The organism is Bacillus sp. N5-665 (genome assembly GCF_022637375.2).
In the GTDB taxonomy this organism is placed as follows: domain Bacteria; phylum Bacillota; class Bacilli; order Bacillales; family Bacillaceae_G; genus Bacillus_A; species Bacillus_A wiedmannii.
In genome coordinates this window covers 3,345,995-3,360,530 of sequence record NZ_CP093325.1, presented here as the reverse complement: position 1 = coordinate 3,360,530, position 14,536 = coordinate 3,345,995, and the positions used below count along the sequence as shown (strand labels likewise).

Sequence of the window (14,536 nt, the reverse complement as noted above, 5' to 3'; positions counted from 1 at the left end):
TTGTAGAGGAGATGAAAAAATGATTGTTTCATTTATGGTCGCAATGGACGAGAATAGAGTAATTGGCAAAGATAATAATTTACCTTGGCGTTTACCGAGTGAATTACAGTATGTAAAGAAAACAACGATGGGCCATTCACTTATTATGGGCAGAAAGAACTACGAAGCGATTGGTAGACCACTGCCTGGAAGACGTAATATTATTGTAACTCGTAATGAAGGGTATCATGTTGAAGGTTGTGAAGTAGCACATTCTGTAGAAGAAGTGTTTGAACTATGCAAAAATGAAGAGGAAATCTTTATTTTCGGCGGAGCACAAATTTATGATCTCTTTTTACCTTACGTAGACAAGTTATATATAACAAAAATCCATCATGCATTTGAAGGAGATACATTCTTCCCAGAAATGGATATGACAAATTGGAAAGAAGTTTTTGTTGAAAAAGGTTTAACGGATGAAAAGAATCCGTATACGTACTATTATCATGTATATGAGAAGCAACAATAATAATAAGGATTGATGTGAAATTCACATCAATCTTTTTATTTGTATTCGTTAATATAAGTTTATAGATGATATTCAATAGTGCTATAATGAAATCTAGCATGTAAAAATGCTAAAATTTTCAAAAGTATTCATATAGAAAGAGGAGGAGAATCGATTGAGAAAGATATGGGGGATTCTTTTTCTTTGCTTAACGTTCATGTTAGTTGGATGCGGTAAAGAAGAAAAACCACAAGAAGCGTTTGATACATATACAAAAGCATGGAATAAACAAAAATTTGCAGAAATGTATGATCAATTATCCGAAAAGGCAAAAAAAGATATTTCAAAGAAAGAGTTCACTGAGAAATATGAAAAAATTTATTCTGGCATTGAAGTGAAAAACTTAAAAGTAGAAACAGGGGAAGTAAAAGAAGATAAAAAAGATGAAGGTCCTGTTCCTTTTAAAGTAAGTATGGATACAGTTGGTGGTAAAATCACTTTTGGTCATGAAGCAAAAATGGTGAAAGAAAAAGATGGAGATAAAGAATCTTGGAAAATAGATTGGACTCCTGATTTTATATTCCCAGGTATGACAAAAGATAGTAAAGTGCGTATGCAAACAACACAACCAAAACGTGGTGAAATATACGATCGTAATGGAAAAGGTCTTGCGACGAATGGGAAAGCTTCTGAGATTGGAATTGTTCCAGAAAAATTAGATGAAACTGCTCCGCAAACGAAAGAAGCAGTAGCGAAGTTGTTAAATATGTCTGTAGAAGAGATTGATCAAAAACTAGCTGCGAAATGGGTAAAACCAGGGTATCTCGTACCAATTGGAATTTTGCCTGAGGGAGCAACGCAAAATACGTACATCGATTTACCAGGTGTTGCAGCAAAACCTGTAAATGTTCGTACATATCCGTTAGGGGAAGCAGCAGCGCATCTTACTGGTTATATCGGAAAAGTAAATGCTGAAGATTTAAAAACGCTTCAAAAGAAAGGCTATCAAGCCGATGAACCAGTTGGTAAGGCTGGATTAGAGCAAGTATTGGAAGAACAGCTACGCGGGAAAAAAGGTGGCCGTGTCTTCATGGAAGATGCACAGGGAAAAGAAATTAAAAATTTAGCGAAGACAGATGCTGTTGATGGAGAAAATGTAACTTTAACTATCGATAGTGTTGTTCAAGAAAAAACGTATAATGAAATGAAGGGAGAAGCTGGTTCAAGTGCGGCAATTAATCCGAAAAGTGGAGAAACAATTGCTCTTGTAAGTAGTCCAGCTTATAATCCTAATTTAATTGCACGAGGAACATCAAAAGCACAACGCGAGGCTTGGAATAATGATCCGAAAAAACCGATGACGAATCGATTTACACAATTATCGGTACCAGGTTCTGTATTTAAGCCAATTACAGGTGCAATTGGTCTTGAAACGAAAACAATCGATCCAAAAGAAGAATTGAAAATTGAAGGACTCAAATGGACAAAAGATTCTTCTTGGGGTAATTATTATGTAACGCGTGTAAAAGATGCAAATCCGATTGATTTTGATAAAGCAATGAAATACTCGGATAATATTTATTTCGCACAAGAAGCTTTGAAAATCGGAAAAGATAAATTTATGAGTGAAGCGAAAAAATTCGGATTCGATGAGAAATTACCAATTGAATATGGATTCCCAGCTTCTAAAATCGCAAATGATGGAATTAAAAATGATATTCAAATGGCAGACACAGGTTATGGACAAGGGCAAGTATTAATGACGCCACTCCATCTAGCATTAACGTACGCACCAATTGTTAATGATGGAAACATACCTTCTCCATACATTATTAAAACAGATAAGCAGCCAAAAGTTTGGAAAGAGAATGTCATTTCAAAAGGCAATCAGGATATATTAAAAACTGCTATGACGAAAGTAATTAATGATCCAGATGGCACTGGGAAAATTGCTAAAATTGATGGTAAGACGCTTGCTGGAAAAACAGGTACAGCGGAATTGAAAGTATCAAAAGAGGCCGAAGGAAAAGAGCTAGGCTGGTTCGCTGCATTTGATTTAAATTCACCAGATATGGTCATTACAATGATGATTGAAGATGTAAAAGGTAGAGGCGGAAGTAATATTCCGGCTGAAAAAGTGAAACATGTGTTTCAAAAATAGAAAATGATGAAGGCTATCTCCATGGAATGTGGAGGTAGTTTTTTGTTTCACCAAAAACGTATTGAAAAGATAGTGTTTATTAACTTACGAAAAAAAAGTAGCTATTTTTTATTGACATTGAACACAACTTTTTGTATTATACTTACATAAGGTAAGTTATTTACTTTCGAAATATAAATCTCAAATTAAAGATAAAATGTGTAAAAGGGAGAGAATACAATGACAAAAGTACTATTTATTACAGCAAATCCAAATTCAGCAGAAGGTTCTTTCGGAGTGGCAGTAGGGGAAGCTTTCATAGAGGCTTATAAAAACGAACATCCACAAGACGAAGTTGTAACAATTGATTTATTCAACACTACAGTACCAGCAATCGATGCAGATGTATTCGCTGCTTGGGGTAAATTTGCAGCAGGTGAAGGCTTTGAAACTTTAACTGAAGTTCAACAACAAAAAGTTGCAGCAATGAACACAAACTTAGAAACATTTATGCATGCGGATCGTTATGTATTCGTAACTCCAATGTGGAACTTTAGCTATCCACCAGTAGTAAAAGCATACTTAGATAACTTAGCAATCGCAGGTAAAACATTCAAGTATACTGAAAATGGTCCAGTTGGCTTATTAGAAGGCAAAAAAGCACTTCACATTCAAGCAACAGGTGGCGTTTATTCTGAAGGAGCATACGCAGCTGTAGACTTCGGCCGCAATCACTTAAAAACAGTATTAGGATTCATTGGTGTAAATGAAACTGAATACATTGCAGTTGAAGGTATGAATGCAAACCCTGAAAAAGCACCAGAAATTAAAGAAGCAGCAATTGCTAATGCTCGTGAATTAGCAAAACGTTTCTAATATAGAATACTTAAAAATGTCCAAGCACTTGCTGTTTGGACATTTTTTCTTCTTTTTCCTTCGTTTGTCTAGTATAATGAAGGACGGAATGATAATAGGTGGGGGTTCTGTATGATTCAAACGTTTTTTAAAATCTTTTATTTAATTTTAATCGTAATTGCGATTACACCGAGAATGTGGCGTCTGAAAAGACAAGTAAATACGATGTCGCCACAAGAAAAAGATAATGTTGTGTATAAAACGACAAATTGGTTTGGTAAGAAAATGGTACGTGTAGCTGGTGGGGCAATTGAAGTAAATGGTCTGGAAAATGTTCCAAAAGATAAGCCGGTACTAGTTGTAAGTAATCATCAGAGTAATATGGATATTCCTGTTTTACTAGGTTACTTAAATAAACCAATTGGATTCGTTTCAAAGGCAGAGATTAAGAAGTTTCCAGTTGTGCCAACTTGGATGGAACTTATGAATTGTGTATTTATGGTTCGTAATGATCGTCGTCAATCTCTTCAAGCAATTAAAGATGGAATTGAGCTGTTAAAGAACGGGCATTCTATCGTAATCTTCCCAGAAGGGACGAGAAGTAAGGGTGGCGAAATTGGAGAGTTTAAGGCTGGGAGTTTTCACCTTGCAGTAAAATCTGGTGTAGCAATCTTACCTGTAACATTAGATGGGACATATAAAATGTTTGAAGCGAATGGAAACCGTATGAAACCAGCTCATGCAACAGTAACCATTTCGAAGCCGATTACATCTGAAGAGTATGCGAATATGGATATTAAAGAATTAACGAAGCATACACAGGATGTAATCGCATCACAATTACATAAGTAATAAAAAAGGTTTCAGCTTACATTAAGCTGAAACCTTTTTTATTACGCTGTAGGTAAGACATAAAAGAGTACGCAGAAGAACATCATCGCACTACCACCTAAAACGAAAAGATGCCAAATGGCATGATTGAAAGGTAACTTTTCCCAAAGGAAGAATATAGCCCCTACAGAATATAAAATTCCGCCTGCTAAAAGTAGTGAAAAACCATGTCCAGTTAGATTTTCATAAAGTGGCTTAATAGCAACGATTATGAGCCATCCCATTATGATATAACATAATGTTGATGCCTTAATAAAGCGGCGTACAAAGAAAATTTTGAAGATGATACCTCCGATTGCTAGTGTCCATATAATAGCGAGTAACGTCCAGCCTAATGGTCCGCGAAGCGTAATCAGTAAAAAAGGAGTATATGTGCCAGCGATTAATAAATAAATGGCTGAGTGATCTAGTATAGTAAATAATTTTTCTACTTTTGGATGATGAATGCTATGTAACAAGGTCGAAAACAAGTACAGTAAAAACATGCTTACACCATAAACCGTAAATGCAACTACAGCAGATGCGGTACCATGCTTAGAGGCATGAATAATTAATATAATTAAGGCAGGGATGCTTAAAATGGCACCGATACCATGTGTAATTGCATTTGCAATTTCTTCTTTCACAAAATGTGTCATTCGTGTCATTTTTTCAGTCATAATGCAAATCCTTTCTACTATCATAAAATAATATGTCATTTCCCTTACCATATCATACACAAGAGCAATAGAAAATGAAATTTGTATAATTGATTATATTTTTGAATTTTTTTGACAAAAGGCAATGGATTTGTTGACGTTTTCAAACTTTTTTGACAAAATAAAATTATGCAATAGTAGGACAAAGAATCTACTAATAAAGGGGATGGAGAAATGTTTTCAAATATTGGCTTTCCAGGATTAATTTTAATTTTAGTAGCTGTACTCATTTTGTTTGGGCCGAAAAAATTGCCGGAAATCGGAAAGGCTTTAGGGGAAACGTTAAAAGAATTTAAAAAATCAACGAAAGAATTGACTGATGATGCATTTCAAGAGAAGGAAAAGAAAGAAAAAATGTAATGAATTTTCCTCGAAATGGATAAATAAAGTGTGGTGAACGAGATGGAAGATCGGGAAATGAGCGTAGTAGAACATATTGTTGAGCTTCGCAAACGAGTAATATATACAGTACTATCCTTTGTCCTATTTTTAATTATCGGATTTACTTTTACGAAGGATATTTATTTTTGGCTAGTAAAAGATTTACCAATGAAATTAACTGTTCTCGGTCCAAGTGATGTATTATGGATTTTTTTCTCGATTGCTACAGTATTTGCTATCGTTTGTACAATTCCTTTTGCTGCTATACAAATTTGGTTATTTGTAAAACCGGGTTTACATCCAAATGAACAAAAAATGACAGTAATGTATATACCGGTATTGTCTATATTATTTATTGCAGGTTTATGTTTTGGATATTTCGTTGTAATGCCGTTTTTATTTCATTTTTTAACTACGATAGGTAATGAAATGTTTAATACGATGTTTACGACAGAAAAGTATTTTCATTTTGTTCTTAATTTAACAGTTCCATTTGCTGTAATTTTTGAATTACCTGTAGTTGTCATGTTTTTAACGAGTATTGGACTGTTAACGGCGGAATTTCTAATAAAAATAAGAAGGTATGCTTACGTAGCATTGATTATCATTGCATCGTGTATATCACCGCCTGATTTTTTATCTCATAGTTTAGTAGCGGTACCGCTTATTTGTATTTATGAAATTAGTATCGCTTTATCAAAGATTGTTAATAAGCGAAAAAAGAAAAGAGAAGAAGAAATACAGTCGAAAAGTGCCTCGTTATAAAGGCACTTTTTTTATTTATTTGTTATACTTTAGACATAAACGTATACAATATATAGAAGAAAAAAATTATAGAATCTCCAAAATTTAGACAAACTTTGCGCTTTGCTAAGTTTATACTAAAATTATTAAGCAATATACGGATAACGGGATTCCTGTCTTATCGGATATTTAGGACGGAGGATGAATAGAGTATAAATCTTCTAACCAAAAGGACTACAGGGATTGACTAAGGATACTTTTGTATTCATAGAAGTCTCCACTTTAAACAACGTGTTACAGTGTAAAGTAGAGGAAGTTCAAAAATCCAATGAAAAAGAGGATTGATATTGTGATTACGAAAAGTTTTTATTTCACTCATTCAACAGGGGATTGTATTAAAATATTCGAAATCCCTGTCCTACAGGCACAGCATCCATTATCGTTTCTAATTCAGTCTCGTCTTCAATTATTTATTGCAAAAATTCAAAAACAAAAGCACCCAAGATTTTCGTATTCTTTCCGTGAATATTTGCAAAATTGTTTGAAGTGGAATGATTATTTAAATGTATATAAAACAAATACCCTTGAAAAAAATGCATGATACAGAGTATGGACAGGGTTAGTAAACTCTGTCTTTTTCATTTTAGGTATAAAAATATAATTAATTTGGTGAAATTTGTTCGAAATTGTTGAAAGCACAGGGAATGCTAGTATAATAACAAGGAGAGCGTATTGGAAAGGGAAGAATATAATATGCAAAAAATTAAAATTGTAACAGATTCAACTGCAGATTTAACGCAGGATGTAATCGAAAAGTATGGCATTCATGTGCTACCATTATCAATCTCTGTAAATGGACAAACATATTTAGATCGCGTTGATTTACAACCTGATGAATTTATTGAAGAAATGATCAAATCAGAGGAATTACCAAAAACATCACAACCGGCAATGGGTACATTTGTAGAAATGTATGACAAGTTAGGTGAAGATGGAAGTGAAGTACTTTCCATTCATATGACAAGTGGAATGAGTGGTACTGTGGCAACTGCCAATAGTGCTGCATCAATGACCGACACAAAAGTAACAGTTGTTGATTCTCAATTTATTACACATGCTTTAGCATATCAAGTAATAGAAGCTGCGAAAATGGCAAATGAAGGACGCTCACTAGAAGAAATTTTAAAACGTGTAGATGAAGTGAGAAAGAATACTCGTTTATATGTAGTAGTAGATACATTAGAAAATTTAGTGAAGGGTGGGCGTATCGGTAAAGGAAAAGCGTTTATCGGTTCGCTACTTAATATAAAGCCAATTGCTAGCCTTGAAGATGGTGTTTATAACCCTGTAACGAAAGTGCGTAGCCAAGGTCAAATTGTAAAAACGTTAGCTAAGTTATTTGAGGAAGATACAGCTGGAAAAGTTGTAAAAGCTGTTGCAATTCCGCATGCGAAAGCAATTCCTTTAGCTGAAAATGTAAAAGCGGCTGTTGAAAAAGTGAGTGGATTTGCTCAATCAGAAATTTTCTTTACAACGCCTATTATTAGTACTCATACAGGTCCAGGTGCAATCGGATTTATGTATTTAGCAGAGTAATAAAAAAGCTACTTGAAATATATTTTCAAGTAGCTTTTTTTATGTGAATAGAAAGTAAGAAATAAGAAGGGTTATACAGGCACTCCCGCTAATGATATAGCGAGTCTGTAAATATTCATTCATAGAAAACACCCACTGATTAAAGTTTTACTTTATGATTTTCTATAGTATATGTTGGATATAGAAAATAAGTAGTTACGTTATACGTGTAATGTTTCAATTTTTTCATTTACTTGCTTACCGCTTGTTGCGCTATTATAAGTAAAAGTTTGGCCTAAAAAGAGTACATGCAGTTGTTCCCACGGTAACATACGTAAATTCCAATTATTTCGAAGCCTTGTTACTGCCTCGCGGGGTGTTTCATCGGCGAGGGCAAAAGCTCCGTAATGCATCGGTATAAAGTGTGTAGCGTTTAAATCTAAATAAGCTTGCACTGCCTCTTCAGGTGAAACATGAGATACTTTCATAAACCACTCTGGTTCATAAGCGCCAATTGGCATAAGGGCAATATCAATTGAAAAGCGTCTGCCAATTTCTTTGAAACCTTGGAAATAGCCACTGTCACCACAAAAATAAACGGTTTCATTCGTTGGTTCATTATTAATAATCCATCCACCCCAGTGAGATGTATTCATATCAAATAAGGATCTTCTCGTCCAGTGTTGAGCAGGTACGAAGTGAAAGGAAACATCATTAATGATTGTATTTTCCCACCAATTATACTCTTCTACACGAGTAAATTTTTTGCGAGTAAATAGTTTTTTCAGTCCAATAGGTACAAGGTATAAAGCATCATCATTTAGCTGACGAAGCGTTGAAAAATCTAAATGATCATAATGACCGTGTGAAATGAGGACAATATCAATTTTAGGTAGTTCTTGTATAGAAAGACCAGGTTCAGTAAGTCTTGGAACTAATTTTAATTTAGTAGCCCATACTGGATCTGTTAATATATTCAGCCCATTCGTTTGGATAAGAAATGTGGAATGACCAATCCAAGTTATAGTCGTCTTTTCAAAGTTGTTTTGTAGGAATTTACTTTGTTTAACAGGTGATTGTTCTACTAAAAAAGAAAAATCCTTTTTATTTTGTTTTCGTTCTTTTCGCCAACGTATAAAGGAACGAATTGATTTTTTTGTACTCACATTATCCATGTTTTCATAACGTTTTGTCATGAACATCACCTCATTTAAAATCGTTGTAATTGTATTGTACCGAAATGTTGTTAAGGAATACAGTGTATAACATGGATGAATGTTTAAGGAATTGTTAAAAAATAGGGGGATGCGTTTACAAAAGTAACAATAAAATTAGTTTTGCAACTTCTATTTAGAGAAATAATAGTAAAAAAATAAATTTTGTCTAGTAATTGGCTTGAAATAAAGAAGTAACATACGTAAATTCGTACGATTTCGTGAACAAATGTAGTAAACAATTTTCTCGTAGTGTTAACTTTTGTTATGATAAACATAACCTATTTAAATTTAGGATAGAGAAAAGAGGTTTATAAATGAAGCGTTATCAAAAAATAATTGGTCTTATGGTTGTATTTTGTCTCTTTGTACTTGCTGGATGTAGTGGATCGGGTTCAAAGCTTCGTAAACCATTGAATTGGGATTTAGAAACTTTCCAATTTACAAATCAAGATGGAAAGTCATTTGGTACAAAAGATTTAAAAGGGAAAGTTTGGGTTGCTGATTTTATGTTCACAAATTGCCAAACAGTTTGTCCGCCAATGACTGCTAATATGGCAAAACTGCAAAAGATGGCCAAAGAAGAGAAATTAGACGTTCAGTTTGTTTCGTTTAGTGTAGATCCAGACCTTGATAAGCCGGAAAATTTGAAGGCTTTCATTCAAAAGTTTACAGAGGATACTAGTAACTGGAATTTATTAACGGGTTATTCGTTAGAAGATATTACAAAGTTTTCAAAAGATAATTTCCAATCACTTGTAGATAAACCAGAGAATGGTCAAGTTATGCATGGTACATCATTTTATTTAATTGATCAAAACGGAAAAGTAATGAAAAAGTATAGTGGTATTAGTAATACGCCGTACGAAGACATTATACGTGATATGAAGAGATTAGTGGATTAAAAAGAAGGGTGCACAGCACCCTTCTTTTTTTACATTAGTCTATGGATAAAATGTCATGTTGTTGTGGAAGTTTTGGTGCCCGAATTTCTAACACGCCGTTTTGATACGAAGCTTTCGCTGCTTTTTTATTAATTGAGTACGGTAATTTAATCAATCTTGATGCTTCTGAAATGGAACGTTCTCGGCGATAATAGTTATGAGATGTTTCTTCCTCGACCTCTTCAAGTATCTCTTCTTTTACAGAGACTTTTAAGTATTCACTTTGTATTTCAATTTGAATTTGTTCTTTTTGTATACCTGGTAGTTCGGCTGTAACAACGAGTTCTTCACCAACTTCATATAAATCTACAGGGAATGTTAATAAACGATTTCCTTTTTGGAAAAAATGATTTAAATCAGCGATTACATTGCGAAGAGGTGTTTGCTCGAAGAAATCATCAATTTGCTTTAAATAATTGCGAACCGGTGGGCGAGAAGAGTCTTTTTTTTCTTCACTCATGGTATTCCCTCCTAGAAATCAATTTGCAATATCATATGACAAAAGCGGAGAAAGGTGATTGCCTAGTTTTCATGTTTTCATAAAAAATTGTTAAAAATGTGAAATGGAGTGATTTTTTTATAGTTTTTGGTCGCCATATTCAATTGATTATGCTAGTATAAATAGGGTTGATATAGTAGTATATAGACAGAATGAAAACTGAAAGAGGGTAAGAAGTATGTGTGGTTTTGTAGGATGTTTATGTGAAAACCCTAGAGAGTTTTCAGAAACAGAAAAACATCAATTTGAAAATATGAACACGATGATTTTCCACCGCGGTCCAGATGACGAAGGATATTTTCGTGATGAACATGTACAATTTGGCTTCCGCCGTTTAAGCATCATTGACTTAGAGGCAGGACATCAGCCGCTAACTTATGAAAATGATCGATATGTAATTATTTTTAATGGTGAAATTTACAACTATGTAGAATTACGTGAAATGTTACTTGAAAAAGGTGCAACGTTTGCAACACAATCTGATACAGAAGTTATCATTGCATTGTATGCACATATGAAAGAAAAATGTGTAGACTATCTTCGTGGTATGTTTGCATTTATGATTTGGGATCGTGAAGAGAAGAAACTTTTCGGTGCACGTGACCACTTCGGTATTAAACCTTTATACGTCGCACAACAAGGTGATACTACATTCTTCGCATCTGAGAAGAAAAGTATTATGCATGTGATGGAAGATAAAGGCGTTAATCCAACGTCACTACAACATTACTTTACGTACCAATATGGTCCAGAGCCAGAAACATTAACAATTGATGTTAATAAAATCGAGCCTGGTCATTATTTCGTAAAAGAAATCGGTAAAGAGATGGAAATCCATCGCTACTGGAAACCTTATTTCAATGCTTCAAGCGCAACGAAAGAGGAGCATATACAAGCAATTCGTGATGTGTTATATGATTCAGTAAAAGTGCATATGCGCAGTGATGTACCAGTAGGTTCATTCTTATCTGGTGGTATCGATTCATCTATTATCGCTTCTATCGCAAGAGAAATGAATCCAAATCTTTTAACATTCTCTATTGGTTTTGAACAACGTGGTTTCAGTGAAGTTGATGTTGCCAAAGAAACTGCTGAGAAATTAGGCGTTAAAAACCATAACGTATTCATTTCAGCGAAAGAGTTTATGGATGAGTTCCCAAAAATCATTTGGCATATGGATGATCCTTTAGCAGATCCAGCAGCTGTACCATTGTACTTCGTTGCAAAAGAAGCACGTAAGCATGTAACAGTTGTTCTTTCAGGTGAAGGTGCAGACGAGCTATTTGGTGGTTATAACATTTATCGTGAGCCAAACTCACTAAAAATGTTCTCTTACATTCCTAGCCCAGGTAAGAGCGTTCTAAAAGCATTAAGTGGTGCTCTTAAAGAAGGCTTTAAAGGAAAGAGCTTCCTAGAGCGCGGATGTACGCCAATTGAAGAGCGTTACTATGGAAACGCGAAAATCTTCCGTGAAGAAGAGAAAGCTGAATTAATGAAGTATTACGATGAAAGTGTTAACTATATGGATATCACGAAACCATTGTATAACGAAATTAAAGATTATGATGATGTAAGCAAAATGCAGTACATTGACATGTTCACATGGTTACGCGGTGACATTTTATTAAAAGCTGATAAAATGACAATGGCAAACTCATTAGAACTTCGTGTACCGTTCTTAGATAAAGAAGTATTCGATGTTGCATCTAAAATTCCAACTGAATTTAAGATTGCTAACGGAACTACGAAAGCTATTTTACGTGAAGCGGCACGCGGAATCGTTCCAGATCACGTATTAGATCGTAAAAAACTTGGATTCCCAGTACCAATTCGTCACTGGTTAAAAGACGAAATGCATGATTGGGCTATCAATATTATAAACGAGAGTAAAACAGAGCATTTAATCGACAAACAGTATGTATTAAACTTACTGGAAGCACATTGTGCAGATAAAGGCGATTATAGCCGTAAAATTTGGACTGTACTTGCGTTTATGGTATGGCATCAAATTTATGTTGAGCATAAATACGATACGAATAAGTTCCACGAAGAAACGAAACGTGCGTATAGCTTAGTTTAATTAGAAAAACCTTAAGATCGCATAGGATCTTAAGGTTTTTTTCATAAATGGAACGAATTATTGATACAATAATAGTAAAAGGATGGACAACATATGATTACGTTTGAAAAAGTAAATGTAGAAAATGAAAACGTTGTTAAAGAAATGTTTCGCTCACATAGTTTAAGTGAGAATCAGGTACAGTATTGTGTGAAAGTTGATGATACATATATTGGTGTGATAGATTATCGTGTTCAAGAGGAGAGTGCGGTTTTATCTCAGTTAATTGTTCATTTTGATTATCAAAGTTACGGTTATGGGACAAATACGTATTTTACATTTGAAGCGATGATGAAAGAAAGAAATGTGAAAGAGATAAAGGTATTACAAACGGAATTAACAGAACAAGCAAAATCGTTCATAGAGAGCTTTGGTTTTAATGAGGAAGATGGAATATATGTGAAGAAAATATAACGATGAGTAGTCGTGCGGGATAAATATAAGGCAGGTGGATGTATGACGATGACTTCTGGTCTTGTATTAATTGGAGGGTGTTTTATAGTAGCAGAGCTAAGCCATATGTTCATTCGAAAAAGAATGAATAAGAAGAGAAAGCCGTATGAATTGCAATATGCCCCTGTGTTTTTCCTTTTATTTTGTATGCTTATTACATTACAAAACATAACGAACTTTCCACCGCTTTTAAATATTTTTTTAAAGTTCGGTTTACTGTATAGTAGCACTGGAATAGCCCTTTTATTTCTTTTATTTTGCATACGTTATATTCACTATCAATCGTATATATTTATTTTAAATTGGTTAAAGCAAAATGATAGAAACCGCCTTACATAAGGCGGTTTTTTATTTGTAATTGTAATGGCTTTGAAAGTTATATGTATACTGCTTTATTTAATAGTAGTTCCATATAACCCAAAATACGAACTGCGATGGGTGCGATCTGAAATGAAAGATAAGTAATGGGATACAAGATATAGATGTTTTTGTATATAAAGCTCAAAATTTCATTAAAATTTATAAAAATGATTAGATGATTTAACATAGTATCTATTATTAGTATGTGGTACTATATATTCTTAATCTATAACGTAAGTAGGTGTATAAATTTGACATGTAAATCAACTAGTTTAACTTAAGTGCTGACAAATAGCAGAAAGAAATTTTTTTGGAGGTATCGTTTTTGTATGTTTAATATTGATCTTTTATTTCTTGAATGGATGACCAGTCTGGAGGGAAGTGTGCTTACAATACTTTTTAAACTTATATCCAGTATTGCAAATGAAACGTTGTATTTAGTCATTATTTCGATTTTATATTGGTGCGTTTCTAAAAGAAAAGCGTTTCATATGATTGTTATGCTTTGCTTCTCTGGTTATATGGGGATAGTGGTAAAAGAATTCATGAAAATCCCACGACCGTATACATACGACGGAATTCAAGCTTTATATGAAAAATCAGCCGCTGGTTATTCTTTTCCAAGTACACACGTCCAGTTAGCGACAACATTTTGGGGCTCTTTTATGATGTTATGTAAAAAGAGAATCATTTGGATCATTGGAATTATTTTTATAATATTGGTTGCTACTTCTCGTCTATATTTACGTGTACATTGGCTCAGTGATATAATAGGTGCCGTTTTAATTAGTGTCATAGTTGTTTATTTATATACGAAAGTAACAGGGGAATTGAGTGATAGGAAATTTATATTGTTACAACGAATTGTATTGGCAGTTTCACTCATTATGTATTTTATGACTGACCAAATAGATAATTTAAAATTACTTGGAGTTTTGACAGGTTCAACGATTGGTATCATGTTAGAGAATCATTTTATTAAAATGAATGAAAATAATAATTTTAAAATACAAGCAGTAAAAACAGTTTTAGGTCTTAGTTTCATGTTAATGATGCAGCTCATACTAAAAAAAGTAATACCTGATATGTATTATGTACGTTATGCATTGATTGGAATTACAATTACTTTCTTATGTCCGTTTATGTTTCACATGTTACGGTTAAAAAGTGAATAGC

Annotated in this window: 16 protein-coding genes; 13 read left to right on the top strand and 3 right to left on the bottom strand. The window is 33.8% G+C overall.

The window, feature by feature from the left end:
• The first annotated feature begins 19 nt into the window (after window positions 1–19).
• The 4 genes from MNO09_RS19810 to MNO09_RS19795 all read left to right on the top strand — a co-directional run bounded on the left by MNO09_RS19810 (window position 20) and on the right by MNO09_RS19795 (window position 4,334).
• On the top strand, window positions 20–508 hold the full coding sequence (locus tag MNO09_RS19810) for a dihydrofolate reductase (RefSeq protein WP_000637214.1): 489 nt from the start codon (window positions 20–22) through the stop codon (window positions 506–508).
• A gap of 154 nt (window positions 509–662) precedes the next feature.
• Window positions 663–2,648: a penicillin-binding protein 3 gene (pbpC, locus tag MNO09_RS19805; RefSeq protein ID WP_001227227.1), complete on the top strand. Its 1,986-nt coding sequence runs from the start codon at window positions 663–665 to the stop codon at window positions 2,646–2,648.
• 219 nt (window positions 2,649–2,867) lie between these two features.
• Window positions 2,868–3,503 (top strand): FMN-dependent NADH-azoreductase, encoded by a 636-nt coding sequence (locus tag MNO09_RS19800; RefSeq protein WP_000170043.1) that lies wholly within the window; start codon window positions 2,868–2,870, stop codon window positions 3,501–3,503.
• A 111-nt stretch (window positions 3,504–3,614) separates the two neighbouring features.
• A complete protein-coding gene (locus tag MNO09_RS19795) occupies window positions 3,615–4,334 on the top strand; it encodes a lysophospholipid acyltransferase family protein (RefSeq protein WP_000616596.1) in 720 nt (239 codons plus the stop codon).
• Window positions 4,335–4,375: 41 nt separating this feature from the next.
• Here MNO09_RS19795 and trhA read toward each other — a convergent pair whose 3' ends face one another.
• The gene (trhA, locus tag MNO09_RS19790) at window positions 4,376–5,032 is read right to left on the bottom strand and encodes a PAQR family membrane homeostasis protein TrhA (RefSeq protein WP_000136877.1); all 657 of its coding nucleotides are present in this window, start codon (window positions 5,030–5,032) and stop codon (window positions 4,376–4,378) included.
• A gap of 213 nt (window positions 5,033–5,245) precedes the next feature.
• Between trhA and MNO09_RS19785 the strand changes: the two genes are divergently transcribed.
• The 4 genes from MNO09_RS19785 to MNO09_RS19770 all read left to right on the top strand — a co-directional run bounded on the left by MNO09_RS19785 (window position 5,246) and on the right by MNO09_RS19770 (window position 7,792).
• Window positions 5,246–5,431, top strand: a complete 186-nt coding sequence (locus MNO09_RS19785; RefSeq protein WP_000492443.1) for a twin-arginine translocase TatA/TatE family subunit — start codon at window positions 5,246–5,248, stop codon at window positions 5,429–5,431.
• 42 nt (window positions 5,432–5,473) lie between these two features.
• Window positions 5,474–6,217, top strand: a complete 744-nt coding sequence (gene tatC / locus MNO09_RS19780; RefSeq protein WP_000390124.1) for a twin-arginine translocase subunit TatC — start codon at window positions 5,474–5,476, stop codon at window positions 6,215–6,217.
• A 328-nt stretch (window positions 6,218–6,545) separates the two neighbouring features.
• Window positions 6,546–6,797: a DUF2535 family protein gene (locus MNO09_RS19775; RefSeq protein ID WP_000629012.1), complete on the top strand. Its 252-nt coding sequence runs from the start codon at window positions 6,546–6,548 to the stop codon at window positions 6,795–6,797.
• A gap of 152 nt (window positions 6,798–6,949) precedes the next feature.
• Window positions 6,950–7,792 carry a DegV family protein gene (locus MNO09_RS19770; protein WP_033657798.1) on the top strand — a complete coding sequence of 281 codons (843 nt, stop codon included), beginning with the start codon at window positions 6,950–6,952 and terminating at the stop codon, window positions 7,790–7,792.
• A 200-nt stretch (window positions 7,793–7,992) separates the two neighbouring features.
• On the opposite strand, the gene MNO09_RS19765 is transcribed toward MNO09_RS19770, so the two are convergent.
• Window positions 7,993–8,967 (bottom strand): MBL fold metallo-hydrolase, encoded by a 975-nt coding sequence (locus MNO09_RS19765; RefSeq protein WP_000167209.1) that lies wholly within the window; start codon window positions 8,965–8,967, stop codon window positions 7,993–7,995.
• A 335-nt stretch (window positions 8,968–9,302) separates the two neighbouring features.
• Between MNO09_RS19765 and MNO09_RS19760 the strand changes: the two genes are divergently transcribed.
• A complete protein-coding gene (locus MNO09_RS19760; RefSeq protein ID WP_000833346.1) occupies window positions 9,303–9,890 on the top strand; it encodes an SCO family protein in 588 nt (195 codons plus the stop codon).
• A 34-nt stretch (window positions 9,891–9,924) separates the two neighbouring features.
• Here the strand turns inward: MNO09_RS19760 and MNO09_RS19755 are convergent, their stop codons facing one another.
• The gene (locus tag MNO09_RS19755; RefSeq protein ID WP_001288088.1) at window positions 9,925–10,389 is read right to left on the bottom strand and encodes an Hsp20/alpha crystallin family protein; all 465 of its coding nucleotides are present in this window, start codon (window positions 10,387–10,389) and stop codon (window positions 9,925–9,927) included.
• 217 nt (window positions 10,390–10,606) lie between these two features.
• Between MNO09_RS19755 and asnB the strand changes: the two genes are divergently transcribed.
• The 4 genes from asnB to MNO09_RS19735 all read left to right on the top strand — a co-directional run bounded on the left by asnB (window position 10,607) and on the right by MNO09_RS19735 (window position 14,535).
• On the top strand, window positions 10,607–12,508 hold the full coding sequence (gene asnB / locus MNO09_RS19750) for an asparagine synthase (glutamine-hydrolyzing) (RefSeq protein ID WP_000333825.1): 1,902 nt from the start codon (window positions 10,607–10,609) through the stop codon (window positions 12,506–12,508).
• Between the two features lie 93 nt (window positions 12,509–12,601).
• Complete coding sequence (locus MNO09_RS19745) at window positions 12,602–12,961, top strand: GNAT family N-acetyltransferase (RefSeq protein WP_088107134.1); 360 nt, start codon at window positions 12,602–12,604, stop codon at window positions 12,959–12,961.
• A gap of 48 nt (window positions 12,962–13,009) precedes the next feature.
• Complete coding sequence (locus MNO09_RS19740; RefSeq protein ID WP_000200467.1) at window positions 13,010–13,339, top strand: hypothetical protein; 330 nt, start codon at window positions 13,010–13,012, stop codon at window positions 13,337–13,339.
• Between the two features lie 350 nt (window positions 13,340–13,689).
• The gene (locus MNO09_RS19735) at window positions 13,690–14,535 is read left to right on the top strand and encodes a phosphatase PAP2 family protein (RefSeq protein WP_000481799.1); all 846 of its coding nucleotides are present in this window, start codon (window positions 13,690–13,692) and stop codon (window positions 14,533–14,535) included.
• Window position 14,536 lies beyond the last annotated feature (1 nt).

Excerpts from the sequence above, each read along its gene's own strand:
- MNO09_RS19810 (WP_000637214.1), top strand. The coding sequence starts at position 20 with ATGATTGTTTCATTTATGGTCGCAATGGACGAGAATAGAGTAATTGGC.
- MNO09_RS19800 (WP_000170043.1), top strand. The coding sequence starts at position 2,868 with ATGACAAAAGTACTATTTATTACAGCAAATCCAAATTCAGCAGAAGGT.
- MNO09_RS19795 (WP_000616596.1), top strand. The coding sequence starts at position 3,615 with ATGATTCAAACGTTTTTTAAAATCTTTTATTTAATTTTAATCGTAATT.
- trhA (WP_000136877.1), bottom strand. The coding sequence starts at position 5,032 with ATGACTGAAAAAATGACACGAATGACACATTTTGTGAAAGAAGAAATT.
- MNO09_RS19785 (WP_000492443.1), top strand. The coding sequence starts at position 5,246 with ATGTTTTCAAATATTGGCTTTCCAGGATTAATTTTAATTTTAGTAGCT.
- tatC (WP_000390124.1), top strand. The coding sequence starts at position 5,474 with ATGGAAGATCGGGAAATGAGCGTAGTAGAACATATTGTTGAGCTTCGC.
- MNO09_RS19770 (WP_033657798.1), top strand. The coding sequence starts at position 6,950 with ATGCAAAAAATTAAAATTGTAACAGATTCAACTGCAGATTTAACGCAG.
- MNO09_RS19765 (WP_000167209.1), bottom strand. The coding sequence starts at position 8,967 with ATGACAAAACGTTATGAAAACATGGATAATGTGAGTACAAAAAAATCA.
- MNO09_RS19760 (WP_000833346.1), top strand. The coding sequence starts at position 9,303 with ATGAAGCGTTATCAAAAAATAATTGGTCTTATGGTTGTATTTTGTCTC.
- MNO09_RS19755 (WP_001288088.1), bottom strand. The coding sequence starts at position 10,389 with ATGAGTGAAGAAAAAAAAGACTCTTCTCGCCCACCGGTTCGCAATTAT.
- asnB (WP_000333825.1), top strand. The coding sequence starts at position 10,607 with ATGTGTGGTTTTGTAGGATGTTTATGTGAAAACCCTAGAGAGTTTTCA.
- MNO09_RS19745 (WP_088107134.1), top strand. The coding sequence starts at position 12,602 with ATGATTACGTTTGAAAAAGTAAATGTAGAAAATGAAAACGTTGTTAAA.
- MNO09_RS19740 (WP_000200467.1), top strand. The coding sequence starts at position 13,010 with ATGACTTCTGGTCTTGTATTAATTGGAGGGTGTTTTATAGTAGCAGAG.
- MNO09_RS19735 (WP_000481799.1), top strand. The coding sequence starts at position 13,690 with ATGTTTAATATTGATCTTTTATTTCTTGAATGGATGACCAGTCTGGAG.